This is a genomic window from Hoylesella buccalis ATCC 35310, assembly GCF_025151385.1.
Classification (GTDB): domain Bacteria; phylum Bacteroidota; class Bacteroidia; order Bacteroidales; family Bacteroidaceae; genus Prevotella; species Prevotella buccalis.
Genome location: NZ_CP102287.1, coordinates 1,381,784 through 1,395,505 on the forward strand (window position 1 = coordinate 1,381,784; position 13,722 = coordinate 1,395,505).

Annotated in this window: 14 protein-coding genes; 11 read left to right on the forward strand and 3 right to left on the reverse strand. The window is 44.6% G+C overall.

Features of this window, described 5'->3' with window-relative positions:
* Positions 1-32 precede the first annotated feature (32 nt).
* From NQ518_RS05795 to NQ518_RS05810, 4 genes are all read left to right on the forward strand, one after another.
* Positions 33-500, forward strand: a complete 468-nt coding sequence (locus NQ518_RS05795; protein WP_028896476.1) for a hypothetical protein — start codon at positions 33-35, stop codon at positions 498-500.
* A 2-nt stretch (positions 501-502) separates the two neighbouring features.
* On the forward strand, positions 503-1,879 hold the full coding sequence (locus tag NQ518_RS05800) for a DUF5458 family protein (protein ID WP_025073170.1): 1,377 nt from the start codon (positions 503-505) through the stop codon (positions 1,877-1,879).
* Positions 1,880-1,980: 101 nt separating this feature from the next.
* Positions 1,981-2,835, forward strand: coding sequence for a hypothetical protein (locus tag NQ518_RS05805; RefSeq protein WP_227207513.1), 855 nt, complete (start codon positions 1,981-1,983; stop codon positions 2,833-2,835).
* Between the two features lies 1 nt (position 2,836).
* Entirely contained in the window at positions 2,837-3,250 is a 414-nt protein-coding gene (locus NQ518_RS05810) for a hypothetical protein (protein WP_227207511.1), read from the forward strand.
* Positions 3,251-3,357: 107 nt separating this feature from the next.
* Here the strand turns inward: NQ518_RS05810 and mobC are convergent, their stop codons facing one another.
* From mobC to NQ518_RS05825, 3 genes are all read right to left on the reverse strand, one after another.
* The gene (gene mobC, locus NQ518_RS05815) at positions 3,358-5,361 is read right to left on the reverse strand and encodes a conjugal transfer protein MobC (RefSeq protein WP_227960502.1); all 2,004 of its coding nucleotides are present in this window, start codon (positions 5,359-5,361) and stop codon (positions 3,358-3,360) included.
* Between the two features lie 66 nt (positions 5,362-5,427).
* Positions 5,428-6,708: a conjugal transfer protein MobB gene (gene mobB, locus NQ518_RS05820; RefSeq protein ID WP_227960500.1), complete on the reverse strand. Its 1,281-nt coding sequence runs from the start codon at positions 6,706-6,708 to the stop codon at positions 5,428-5,430.
* Positions 6,705-7,118: a plasmid mobilization protein gene (locus NQ518_RS05825; RefSeq protein ID WP_227960498.1), complete on the reverse strand. Its 414-nt coding sequence runs from the start codon at positions 7,116-7,118 to the stop codon at positions 6,705-6,707. The genes mobB and NQ518_RS05825 overlap by 4 nt, the downstream gene beginning before the upstream one ends.
* 565 nt (positions 7,119-7,683) lie before the next feature.
* On the opposite strand from NQ518_RS05825, the gene NQ518_RS05830 reads away from it, so the two are divergent.
* The 7 genes from NQ518_RS05830 to NQ518_RS05860 all read left to right on the forward strand — a co-directional run bounded on the left by NQ518_RS05830 (position 7,684) and on the right by NQ518_RS05860 (position 13,711).
* The gene (locus NQ518_RS05830; RefSeq protein ID WP_115367965.1) at positions 7,684-8,457 is read left to right on the forward strand and encodes a ParA family protein; all 774 of its coding nucleotides are present in this window, start codon (positions 7,684-7,686) and stop codon (positions 8,455-8,457) included.
* A 14-nt stretch (positions 8,458-8,471) separates the two neighbouring features.
* Positions 8,472-8,978, forward strand: coding sequence for a DUF3408 domain-containing protein (locus NQ518_RS05835; RefSeq protein WP_021668235.1), 507 nt, complete (start codon positions 8,472-8,474; stop codon positions 8,976-8,978).
* Positions 8,978-9,748 carry a hypothetical protein gene (locus tag NQ518_RS05840; protein ID WP_025064687.1) on the forward strand — a complete coding sequence of 257 codons (771 nt, stop codon included), beginning with the start codon at positions 8,978-8,980 and terminating at the stop codon, positions 9,746-9,748. Before NQ518_RS05835 ends, NQ518_RS05840 begins: the two co-directional genes overlap by 1 nt.
* A 151-nt stretch (positions 9,749-9,899) precedes the next feature.
* The gene (locus NQ518_RS05845) at positions 9,900-10,202 is read left to right on the forward strand and encodes a DUF4134 domain-containing protein (RefSeq protein WP_008448479.1); all 303 of its coding nucleotides are present in this window, start codon (positions 9,900-9,902) and stop codon (positions 10,200-10,202) included.
* A gap of 3 nt (positions 10,203-10,205) precedes the next feature.
* Positions 10,206-10,538, forward strand: coding sequence for a DUF4133 domain-containing protein (locus NQ518_RS05850; RefSeq protein ID WP_025064686.1), 333 nt, complete (start codon positions 10,206-10,208; stop codon positions 10,536-10,538).
* Complete coding sequence (locus tag NQ518_RS05855; RefSeq protein ID WP_025064685.1) at positions 10,538-13,048, forward strand: TraG family conjugative transposon ATPase; 2,511 nt, start codon at positions 10,538-10,540, stop codon at positions 13,046-13,048. The genes NQ518_RS05850 and NQ518_RS05855 overlap by 1 nt, the downstream gene beginning before the upstream one ends.
* Before the next feature lie 30 nt (positions 13,049-13,078).
* Positions 13,079-13,711: a DUF4141 domain-containing protein gene (locus tag NQ518_RS05860; protein WP_036886686.1), complete on the forward strand. Its 633-nt coding sequence runs from the start codon at positions 13,079-13,081 to the stop codon at positions 13,709-13,711.
* Positions 13,712-13,722 lie beyond the last annotated feature (11 nt).

A 13,722-nucleotide genomic window follows, 5' to 3' on the forward strand; every position in this document is an offset into this window, starting at 1 on the left:
GGTATAAAATATAATTAAAATTATTATAAATTATGGGACTATATCAATACGGTGTAGGTGGCAATGAAGTAAAAGTAGATGCCAATGAGTCAATTGCTGAGATTCCTTCGAATCGAACATTGTTTGTTCAGAAACTTACGGATGAAGCTCCGGTAAATCCAGAAGCTGTCTATGGTTTAGAGACAGTCGAGGATGTCTTCGAGCGTTTTAATCCGACAGTTCAACTAGAACACCAAGATCAGGAAGGAACGCCTGTCGTGGAAACCATGAGTTTTCATAATCTTGGAGATTTTGGTGCCAAGAACCTTAAAGAGAACAGCCCTTTCCTTTCTCAATTGGATGTGGAAAAAGAGCAGTATGTAAAGATAGCTCGTCAGTTATCCTCCAATCGTGCTTTGCTGAAAGCAGTGGAGAATGCTGAAACACGTTCGGCAATGATTGAGTTATTGGAAAAAGCCATAGAAGAAATATCAAAGTCTAATCCATCAAATGAAGAATAACTATGGATACAGAGAAGAAGACTAAAAGCAGTCAGCAGGTAAGTTCAGTTGCACAGTCCTCTCAAGCAACATCGCCATCTTCATCTGCGCTAGACAAACTCAAAGAGTTTGGAGGTTTTGCTTTCATTGAGAATACAATTGACGGAATGTCAAACCTTAACCCCAATCGCAAGGCGAGGAGGAACATCTTTCTGACTGACGAACAGTGGGCAGGGGAACGAAAATTACTTTCCAGTCGTTTGAAAGTATGGATAGAACTCCTCAAATCCGGAGAGTCTGTCGAGAAAATGAGAGACGAGGCAAAGCAACGGGCTTTGCAAGTTGAAGAGAACTTAAATGCCAATCTTCTGGCGGCTCTCTCACGTACACGCGAGTTGGAAGCTGCTTATCGTTCCATCGCTTTATTCTACAAAAACACAGAAGCAGATAAGGTCAAGAACATTACGATTGTCAATGCAGACCTTGAACAGCTCCGAGACCTAGACAATACTCTTTTCATTGATTATATCGGCAATGAGTTAAAGCAGAATTACGACCGACTTGATTTGCGTCGTAACTATTCACTTCTAGTTGTCCCAGGCTATCTTGGCTCTAATGCCGTCTTAGACAAATGGTCTAAAATGGCACATGAAACCAAGGCTGTTCTGATTACGGATTTCCAAGACTTGGAAAGTCCGGATGATGTTGTAGATGTCTTTTTCAATGCTGATCACACAGGTGGCGAAGTCTTTAAGGCAAATACTATCATGACCTGCAACTGGTTGCTTGGTCGTCCGAAAGTAGATGCTGTTGGCGAAGAAGAGAACTTATATGTTGCCCCTTCTGGTGCTTTGGCAGGAAAAATCTACATGACATTGATGTCTCAAGTTGTTGCTGGAAAGAAATTTGGTGGACTGAACGAAGTAGAAAGTGTCCGCTTTGATTTAAAGAAAAGCGAAATTTCAGAACTGGAACGTATGGGACTCGTTCCTATGGTGAATGAGTATAGCCGTGTAATGGCATTCTCTGCAAAGACACTTTTCAATGGAGACAACATCGGTTTGCAGACTTATTCCGTTGTTCGTGTCTTTGACTATATCACCAAAGTGCTCTTTGACTTTTTGAACCGCAGAGCGTTTGAGAACTGGACAACACGCACAGAGGCTGATTTGCGTTCTCAAATTGTCAAGTTCTTGGACGGAGTTCAGGGACCAAGCAAACTTATCGAAAAGTTTAAGGTACTTAAGATAGAGCAAGATAAGAATCAGAAAGACAAGGTTCTCTTGGACATCCATATCACCCCGTATTTTCCTGCAAAGAGTTTTGTGATACAACTCGCAGGACACAAAGGAGACAATCCGGAAGATACTGTTTGGGAAAGTGAGTATAAGCAGGAATAGAGGTTTATAACTTGATGGGGCAATATTCCTATACTTATGAATAGGATATATTGCCCGTTTTAATCCAACAAGATCCATGTATTAAAATATTTCAAACATCAATGAGCCAACAAATAAATACAGGATTAGAGTTTTATCTAAAAAAACAAATTGCAATGGCTCAACGTGAGACATTGTCAGTACACCATAGATGTTTAGGCAATCCATACCAGCATCTATGTGATACATTAAAACGGGCATTAGAGAATAATCCCCAAACAAGGATAGCATTAGATGGATATGCTCACGAAGGAATGAAGCAATTACTGTCCAATGACACTTTATTACGACAAAATGGGATAAATACGGGAAAAGGTGGAATATCTTTTGATAACTTTAGCAATATAACTGGAAAAATAGTAAATTCTACTGGAGTTTATTGTGGATATCGACAATATGACCTTTACATTGATGCAGACTGGAATAATGGGGTTGCAAGGTGGAAAGGGAAAAATGATAAATGGTATATGGAGAAGGTGGAAGGAAAGGTGGACTTTTTCGGAAATCAATATACAGGGGCTAGAAGAGATATTATCAGTAAAGCAACAAAATACAAAAAATTTGGTGAAGGATTATTTTGGATCGGAACAGTCATTTCTGTTGCACAAGCCGGCATTGCTTTTTCAGAAAAGGATAAAATAGGTATAGCTAAATCTGGAGTAGATATAGTGATTGGAGTTATTGCTACTTACGGAGGTCCTCCAGGATGGTTTGTGGGGGGAGTTTATTTATTCTTAGATCTATTTGGCGCATTTGAAGGTAAACATTTTAGAACTTTATCCCCATATGCAAACAATCCTTATGTCCAATTGCGCGATAAGACATATGTAAAATCGCCCATGGTTTTACCACCAATAAAAAGAAAAATAATGCCAAGAATAATACCTGAATTCAGACAAGGCTATAAACGGTATTAATATGAATATTTGGAAATATATCTATATTAAATTCTATAAATGTCGTAGACATATAGTAGGTAAGACACTTGGCGAGGAATATACCGCAATGTTGTTTATCGCATCTTTAGACTGTTTGTGGTATTGGGGCACAATTACTTTTATTGATGGCTTTTTAGGTTATCCATTATTACCTATGCATAAGTATCTTTACGCATCTTTATTGATAGGAGGAGCTTTGATTATAGAAAAACTTCGCAAAATGACGATGTGCAAAGAAGGATTATTCGAGGAAATGATAAAGGAAGTTGAGGAAGAACCTCATGAAGTGGTGTGGAATGTCTTATCTATAATGTATATATTATGTACATTCGGATATATTATTTTAGCCATATTGTTATGGAGTAATAGACTCATTCCTACTTTAGCAATTTAATTGGTCTTTTACTTTCTTGATTACAAAAACTACATAAAGATTACTAATGTCATCATATTAATGTGCCCTAATATAGGGCTAATTTTTTCCGCATAGTTACGGTAAGATTATTCTTTTATCAGATGCTGCAATGAAGGATCATTTTTAATTCTTTCTATTTCCGAATCAACAAGCGTTAGTATCTCTTGTTTTATCTTACGATAGTTGGCTTCGATGGTCTCTTTGAGATTATCGGAGCCATCTTCGTTTATGAAGTTCGCTATCACAGGTATGGGCTGATAGGCTTTCATCTCGGCTGAGACCTTGCCACTATCCACCACAATCTCCGCATGGAAAATCTTTTGGTCAATACGTTCGTCAAAGTTATCGGAAACTGCACCTACAAACATACCTTGGGTGAGGTTGCTGATTTTTGATGCAGGGATAAGGCTGTCCATCTGTGTGGAAATGGAAGTAGACTTATCGCTTCGATTGATGGTCATGGACTGCCGTTGCTGAAGCACCTTGCCGAATCTTTCGGAAAGTGTCTTGGCAGTTTCCCCAACTACTTGCCCGGAGAACACATTACCCACCGTGTTCTGAATTACCTTACTCTCCTTGTCCCCATAGTCACGAGTAAGCTGTGAGAAGTCTTGAAAACCTAAACATACCGCCACCTTGTTACTTCGTGCAGTAGCAATAAGGTTATCCAACCCACGAAAGTAGATAGTCGGCAACTCGTCGATTATCACAGACGATTTGAGCTGCTTCTTCTTATTGATGAGCTTCACGATACGGCTATTATACAGACCAAGTGCTGCCGAATAGATATTCTGGCGGTCGGGATTGTTGCCGACCACGAGTACTTTCGGCTCATTGGGATTGTTGATGTCGAGTGAAAAGTCATCACCCGTCATCACCCAATAAAGGGCTGGTGAAATCATACGGGAAAGTGGTATCTTGGCACTGGCAATCTGCCCTTGCAGCTGGTCTTGTGCTCCGCCCTCCCAAGCGTCCATAAAGGGTGAAAGGTAATTGGCAAGTTCATCGTAGGAAGTGAGTATCGGGAATATCTGCGCATAGGGTCGGTTCAGGAACTCTATGGCGTGCGGAAAGGTGCAAAACTTCCCATTCTCATATATCTTCAGAAACCAGATAATAGCAGCGAGCAAAATAATCGGCGATTCCACAAAGAAATCACCCTGCTTCTGAATCCACGAGCGGTTGAGATTGAGCATAATCGTATAGGCACTCTCGTAAGCGTCCGATATATCTGTCATAAAGGCAGGATTGATAGGATTGCAGCGATGCGACTTTCTCGGATCATCGAAATTGATTACATAGAACTGCGGCTTTATCTTGTAGGCATCCAAGTGATTTAGCAGGTGATTATAAGCAATCTCGGAAAGGTCGGGAAATTTATAGTCGTAGATGTACATGGCAAAGCCTTTCTCTATCTGCTGCTTGATGTAATTGTTCACGATAGCGTAGGACTTACCAGAACCCGGTGTACCGAGCACCATTGAGGCACGGAACGGATTGACTACGTTAATCCAACCCTTGTTCCATTTCTTCTTATGGTAGAAGCGTGTAGGAAGGTTTACCGAGTATTCATTTTCCATCAATCGGGTTTCTTGCATGAAACTCTCGTTCTCTGTATTGAAAACATCGTCCATCAGGTTATTTTTGAGTAGTCGGCTCATCCATACACCTCCCATCAGCAGGAAGATATAGCCAATGGAGAGCGTGAAGATATAGAGCGAAGCCGCTCCAATTTTTCCTATGGGCAATGCCAACAGCCACCAGTTGAGAAAGAAAAAGACAAAGCCGGAGAAAAGCACCGTCCAAATCTTTGGCCATGTGATTTTCTCTTCTTTCACGCCCTTTGTCCCAAGGCAGGACAAGGCAAGAAATACCACGCAAAAAAGTTTTGTCCATAAGATAGACGAAAACAATCCTGTCGTGCGCTGAAAATTCATGAGTATCTTGTTGATGATACCGAGCGTGAAGTGCCACTCTTGAAAAGCCTCGTAACAGAACCAATAACAGTTAATCAGGAGGAATATCACGGATATGCCCCGCATAAAGTCCATGACTTTACCCAATGCCCTTAAATCATCTTCTTGTGCCATAATCGTATTGTTTTTGGAGCCTCCCCCAACCCCTCCTAAGGAGGGGAGTTGGAAATGCTCGTGTATTTAATGTTTTCTTCGTCTAAGTTTTACCTTACTTTGTCTGCGGAGTTTGCGCTGCCATGCCGCCTCCTTCCAATCATCGTTGCCCGTAGGTGTGAACGAACCATCCGCCATATCCTCGATGAGTTCATCAACAAGGTTGTCGCCGTCTTCTGTATTTGGGTGCAAAGATTCATTTGTAGATGTCTGCTCCAAGTGTTCTGAAGGACTGCCATACAACGCTACATCCAAGAATGGATTGTGTGTTGGATTGGATAGATACGCATTGAATACATTAGCAGCATATCCCTTGCCCAATCGGGAGCCGTTAAGCGCAATTCCCTCTTTATCGTCAATAAAGGTAATGCCATAGATACGACCGCTTTCGTTCTTTCGGATAACCACCCTCAAGCCCTGTTCCTCCAATCGTTGTAGCAGGTTTTCCTCTGTCTTTGGAGAGGTACGCATTGTTTGTAACACCTTGTTCCTTATGGTTGGTATCAGTGGTTTGACAGCTTGTCTTGATTTCTGCATCCTGTTCTGCACAGCAGTATAGCCCACACCACGACCGATGTCCGATGCGTTGATGGGTGTGCTTACCTTGTCGCCCTTATCATCAGTCGGAACATAAACCAGTCCGTCATATTTCTTTCCCCGAAACTCCGTCTTTACTTCTTCTACGGCAAGGTTATATTTGCCCAAAATGGCGTTTAGTTCGCCCAATGAACAGAACTTATAATGTTTTAGCACCATGCGGAGGACACTTGCCATTTGCTCCTTGATATTTCCTCTAGTAGTGTCAATCTTAGGTGTTTCATTCATCACCTTGTCAGCGATCTTTGAGCTTGGGATAAGATTGTATTTCTTTTCCAAGGTATCAGTAATCTTCTTACTTCTCCGCTTTTCAAATTTATCGTTGATTTTCTTTCCACGACTGTCCACCCGAAGCGACACGATGTGTATATGCTCACGAGCGATGTCGCTGTGCTTGAACACGATATAGGGCTGCTTGCCATAGCCAAGTGCTTCCATATACTCTTTGGCAATCTGCGTGAGCGTTTCATCAGATAGTTTCTCGTCCGGATGTGGATTGAGCGAGCAATGGAATATCATCTTCTTTGTTCGGCATTTCTCAGGGATAAGTACTTGCATATCGGCAAACACCTCTGCCATCGTATATCGTTCCTCTTTGTTTTGATACAAGCCTTGAGTAAGAAGAATGCTTGCTTCCTCTTTCTCTACCTTTTTGAAGTTATAGCCGAGTGCTCCTCCAAGGTTCTCCGTTGCAGAAATCTTGGCTATCATCTCTTGCGGTAGTCAATGGTTAAACGGATAGCCTGTTCTTGCAAAGCTATGATTTGAGCCGACAGTTTCTCCAACTTTTCAAGCAGAATCTGTGCGGTCTTGACCGAATGATAGCTGTTGATGGCACGCACGGATTGGTTATACAGCACGCCAATTTTATGGATTTGTGCCGTCAGTTCGGAGAGTTTACGGTAGTATTCCACGGCGGATTTATCCACCGTTATCACCTTGAAACTCTCCCCAAGAATGCGACTACGCACAAAATCCGACTTGGTCTGTGCACCCGAACGCTGAAACAAATCAATTGCCCTTTGCTGGTCTTTTGGGTTAGGCAACCGTACATGCCAATTATCCCAACGGGGCTTTTCTGCTTGTTTCGGTTCTAAACTATGTTTCGTTTCCTTTTCCATTTCCGTTTTGGTTTCTAATTACGACTTTGGAGTGATTATCCCCTCGCACCGAGGCAAGGTTCTTTGTGGTACAAACTGCGGTTTGTGTTACAAAGACACACCTTGCCAATATCAAGAAATGATACGATTGAAGTATCCACCCTTGTGGGGTGTCTGCTTCGGGATTTTACCTCCATGTATTATTCTCGCCTGCAAAGTTACGGCGAGTTTTCAAATATCTCATTATCAGTGGTATTCACTCTTTTTCCTCGCATTTCCCTGCACTTCATCGGTGGTTGAAAGTTAGGATAAAACCTTGTTATTTTGCAACCGAATTCAGTGAAAAGTCAACTTAAAATTCATTTGAATGAAGAGTGCAAGAAGATAGTTTCAACCTCTGTGATTCTTATCCGAATGAAATTCAGGATATAGTCAATTTTAATCCTTTGAGCTGAGTCAATTTTAATCTAAGTCAAAATTCGACTTTTGAGTCGGGTCAAGAATAAGGTTTCAACTTTGGACGTAATCAGACTTATCAGTCAAGTTAAAAAATAATTTATAACACAACTAACGACCATTCAAGATTATGAAAAAGAAAAACGAAACACCCATCTATCTGGGCTTCGCCTCACAGAAGGGCGGAGTGGGCAAAAGCAGCCTTGCGGAAATCTTGGCGGCTATCTTATACTACGAAAAGAATATCCCTCTTGCCGTCGTGGACTGCGATGGCACACAGGAATCGTTCTTCAAGCTACGCGAACGGGACAGAGACCTTATCGAGTCCTCCCCCGAACTGGGCAAGGAACTTCACGAGCGTCTGGCTTGCTATGGCAAAAAGTCATACCCAATCATCCGAAGTAAACCGGAGAGTGCCGTCGGTGATATTGAGAAATATATTAAAAAGAAAGCATCCCCTCCGCAACTCGTTATTTTTGACTTTCCCGGTCATGCTGTTACAAGTGCCTTGATGGACTTGTCCATTACGATGGACTACATTATCTCTCCGATAGAAGCCGACCCTCAGTCGCTAGCATCGAGTTTCGCCTATGCCAAAACCATCTGTGAGTTGGGGATTGGCTTTGAAGGTTCACGTATTCAGGACTTCTTCCTGCTTTGGAACAAGATCAATCGCAGTGCGAGTACCACGGTCATTGATTTGTTCACTGAAAACGCAAAAGAACAAGGACTGACCATCCTTGATTCACGTATCTACCATTCTGTTAGGATTAGTCGAGAACTGGCACAGGGAGGAACAAGAGGCGTGTTCCGATGCTCTTACCTTCCTCCTGCAATTTCCCTCCGTCCGCAGACGGGAGTGGATGAATGGGTGGCGGAAGTCATGCGGAAAATCAAACTGTAAACGGAGGATAGTGTATGAGTTCATTAAAGGAACAACGAGAACAGCTGCTTCAGAAAAAAATGAAGGAGATGGCGGATATTGGTGTCAAGAAACGCACGGCAGAAAACACTCCTGATTTTGATGAGCCTATCGACTTGGACGAAGAGATCATTTCGGAAGCCCCAGTCTCTGGGGGTGTGGAAAAAGAGGAAAAGACCAACGAGGTTTCTACCGAATTGATTGCTCTATCTCCTAAACGCAAGAAAGCAGGCAAAGGTATAACTACTCCTTCCATGCCAATGGACTTTGCAGAATACGAGCAGCGTTTTCTCACAAGTGTGCGCAACGGGCGCAACAAGTCAGGTTTCAGCATTCACACCGAAATCCTGCAAATTCTGCGTGATGTGTTGAGCGACCTTCGCTCGGAGGCTTCCATTACAGGATATATAGAAAACATTCTTCTTGACCACCTGAAGACCTATCAGGATATGTTGAACCACACCGCCTCACAGCGCAGGCGCAATAAAACCATAAACTTATGATGATGGAATTACTTATGAATATCTTGTTGCTGCTTGGAATTGTATGGATGCTTTTGGGCATCGCATACCTTTGGAGAATATTCCGACACACAGCACCACAACCGGCAGAAAAAGCCAAAAAGCGACCTGCCGTAACAAATGAGCAGATAGCACAAGCTCGCCATGTTCTGGTGGGCAGAAGTAAACCCTTCGTTTCCCCGTCTGTCCCCGAAGTTCCCGCCGTTTCCCCGTCTGAAAATTCAGCCGATAATCCCGATACCTTTGCAGCGCAAAATGTACGCAAAGAAGATGAAACGGAGTCGCCAATCCCACCTCAATCGCCATCGGAGCATACCGACGAACGGGAGAAGGACAATGAAATGCAGGTCGCCTACACAATGGACGAACCTGACGAGGATTCCATTTTAAAGGAAGACCTGCTGATTGCCGATGAAGCCATGCCCGAAGTTTCACCGACTTCAATCCTCTCACGGGACATCGCCCGTGTCAGTGGCTGGCACAAGAATGACGATGCGCTTCAGACAGAAAATGAGGAAACCATCCATGAGACCCTTCAAGCCATACGAGGCACGGAGTTGATGGAACACCTCAAAGAGAGCACGCTCAAGCAAGAACACGACCATCAACGACTTCTTGCCGCCATTCGCAAAGCTGAGGAGGCGGAACAGCAGGAAAAAGAAACAGCATCCTCTTCCGAGTCCGAAGCGGACGAAAGAGGAGACGACAAAGAAAACACGGCGGACGACAGACCGCTGTCCTATTATCTGTAAAAATGGTTTCTTGATTTTCATATTTCGGAGGAATGCAGGGGTGGCTCAAAAGTAAAATAATCAGCCAATATCTATCATACGATAAAACCGAGCCACCCCTGACACCTCCACAAGAAGACAATTCGTTTAACAACTTAAAATAAACAGCAAAATGAACAACAAAAAAATCACAATGATGCTGCTCCTGACGGCACTGACCACCGCAGCAGCGTACGCACAGGGAAACGGTATGGCAGGTATCAACGAAGCCACAAAAATGGTAACCTCCTACTTCGACCCGGGTACAAAACTCATCTATGCCATCGGTGCCGTAGTGGGTCTTATCGGAGGAATAAAAGTATACAACAAGTTCTCAAGTGGCGACCCCGATACGAGCAAGACAGCCGCTTCTTGGTTCGGTGCGTGTATCTTCCTGATTGTGGCTGCCACCATCTTACGTTCCTTCTTCCTGTAAACGATGGCACAGTGGGAAATCAATAAAGGTGTAGGTCGGACGGTAGAGTTCAAGGGTTTGAAGGCGCAATATCTCTTCCTATTTGCGGGAGGACTGTTGGCGGTCTTCTTTCTCGTGGTGGTGCTCTATCTCTGCGGCATTGACCAGTTGGTCTGCCTTGGTCTTGGCTTAGTGGGTGCAACACTCGTTGTGTGGCAAACGTTCGCCATGAACCGCAAGTACGGCAGATACGGACTGATGAAGCAGGGAGCCATTAAGATGCACCCTCGCTACCTATTGAACCGCCGTACCGTCTTTCACCTGATTCGTAACCTCAAACCAAAACGCAAGGCATAATGAGAAACAACAGTAAAATCACGACCTTGGAAGCGAAGTTCCCGCTACTCTCCATCGAGCAGGGTTGTATGGTGAGCAAGGATGCCGACATCTCGGTGGCTTTCCGTGTGGAGCTGCCCGAACTCTTCACCGTCACCTCCGCCGAATATGAGGCGATGCACTCCGCATGGCACAAGGCAATCAAGGTGCTGCCCAACTATACCATCGTGCATAAGCAGGACTGGTTTATCAAAGAATGCTATCAGCCCAAATCCACAGAGATAGGACTGAGCTTCCTGTCCCGTGCGTCTGAGCGACATTTCAACGAGCGACCCTACCTGCACCATTCGGTCTATCTCTTCCTGACAAAGACCAACAAGCAGCGTATGCAGCGACAGAGCAACTTCTCGTCGCTCTGCCGTGGACACTTACTTCCCAAGGAGATTACCGACAAGGAGGAAGTGATCAAGTTTATGGAAGCGGTGGACCAGTTCGAGCGTATCATCAACGACACGGAGCAAATCCAGCTCAGCCGTATGACGGAGGAGGGTTTGGTGGGTACAGCTGAGAAAAGCGGACTCTTAGACCGCTACTTCTCCCTTTCTGAAGAGGGACACGCCTCTTTGGAAGACATACGATTAGGAGCAGACCTTGTGCGTGTGGGGGACAACCGCCTTTGCCTGCATACGCTGTCAGATACGGACGACCTGCCCACAAGTGTTTCCACCGACACACGCTATGAACGACTATCGACCGACCGCAGCGACTGCCGACTTTCCTTTGCCGCTCCCGTAGGTTTGATGCTGCCCTGCAACCATATCTATAATCAGTACATCTTCATCGAGGATAGCGACGATAACCTGCAAAGGTTTGAGAAGCAGGCACGCAACATGCACTCGCTTGCAAGATACAGCAGAAGCAATCAGATTAACGAAGAGTGGATACAAGAGTATCTCAACGTCGCCCACTCACAGGGCTTGACCTCCATTCGTGCCCACTTCAACGTGCTGGCATGGAGCGATGACAAGGAAGAACTCCGTAACATCAAGAACGATGTGGGCAGCGCGTTGGCACTGATGGAGTGCAAGCCACGCCACAACACCGTTGATACGGCTACCCTCTATTGGGCGGGTATTCCCGGCAATGCCGCCGACTTTCCAAGTGAGGAGAGTTTCTATACCTTTATCGAGCCGGCTCTCTGTTTCTTCACGGCAGAGACCAACTACAAGGACTCGCTCTCTCCCTTCGGCATCAAAATGGCTGACCGACTTTCGGGCAAGCCAATCCACTTGGACATTTCCGACCTGCCGATGAAGAAAGGTATCATTACCAACCGCAACAAGTTCATTCTCGGTCCTTCAGGTAGTGGCAAGTCTTTCTTTACCAACCACATGGTACGCCAGTATTACGAGCAAGGGGCGCACGTGCTTTTGGTCGATACGGGTAACAGCTATCAAGGCTTGTGCGAGCTTATCCACCGCAAGACCAAGGGCGAGGACGGTGTTTATTTCACCTATACCGATGAGCATCCTATCTCTTTTAATCCTTTCTTCACCGATGATTACTTCTTTGACGTGGAGAAAAGAGAAAGTATCTGCACCTTATTGCTTACGCTTTGGAAGAGTGCCGATGAACATATTACCAAGACAGAAGCAGGCGAACTTGGTTCTGCCGTCAACACCTACATCGAACTTATCAGGACGGATCACACCATCGTTCCCTGCTTCAACACCTTCTATGAGTATCTTCGTGATGTGTATCGGGAGGATATGGAGCATCGGGACATTAAGGTAACGCTCTCTGACTTCAATATCAATAACCTCCTAACGACACTCAAGCAGTATTATAAAGGTGGCAGGTATGACTTCCTGCTGAACTCGGACAAGAACATCGACCTGCTCTCGAAACGTTTCATCGTCTTTGAAATCGACCAAGTGAAGGACAACAAGGATTTGTTTCCTGTCGTAACGATTATCATCATGGAAGCTTTCATTAACAAGATGCGCCGATTAAAAGGCATCCGCAAGATGATTCTCATCGAGGAAGCATGGAAGGCGATTGCATCCGCTAATATGGCAGACTATATAAAATATTTATATAAGACGGTCAGAAAGTATTTCGGGGAAGCCATCGTCGTGACACAGGAGGTGGACGACATCATTCAGTCGCCCATTGTCAAAGAGAGTATCATCAACAACTCCGACTGCAAAATCCTGCTTGACCAGCGCAAGTACATGACCAAGTTTGACGGCATACAAGCCATGCTCGGACTCTCCGAAAAGGAGAAGAGTCAGATACTTTCCATCAACCAGAACAACGATACCAACCGACTATATAAAGAGGTGTGGATAGGTTTAGGCGGTATGCAGAGTGCCGTCTATGCCACGGAGGTGAGCATGGAGGAATACCTTACCTATACCACCGAGGAGACGGAAAAGGTGGAGGTGATGCAACGTGCGGAACAGCTGGGTGGCGACATCGAAACGGCTATCAGGCAGTTGGCAAGTGAAAAACGGGAGAAAAGAAAGTAATTTTTCAACAACTTAAATATGACAACAACAATGAAAAAACAAGTTTTTATGCTACTTACCGCTTTGACTTTATTCTGCGGTGGTCAGGCACACGCACAATGGGTAGTAACCGACCCGGGCAACTTTGCGGGTAACATCGCCAATTCCGTCAAGGAAATCGCCACCGCCTCGAAGACGGTGAAGAACACCTTGGACGGCTTCAAAGAGGTAGAGAAACTCTACAACGACACGAAGAAGTATTACGACGATTTGCGTAAGATCAAGAACTTAATCGGTGATGCCTATAAAGTAAAAGAATGTATCCTGATGGTGGGCGACATCTCGGAGATTTACGTTACCTCGTACAAGAAGATGCTTTCAGACAAGAACTTCCGTCCTTCGGAACTTGCTGCAATGGCTTCCGGCTATACCAAGTTATTGGAATTGAGCGGCGAGAGCCTGAAAGAACTCAAATCGGTTGCCAAAAGCAATGTGTTCTCGATGAACGACCACGAACGTATGCAGCAGATAGACCATATCTATACCACGCTGCGTGAATATCGTTCGCTGGTATCTTACTATACCCGTAAGAACATATCGGTGAGCTTCGTGCGTGCCAGAGAGAAGGGAGAACTGAGCGAGGTAAAATCCCTCTACGGTAATACGGCAAGCCGCTATTGGTAATCAAGTAAGGA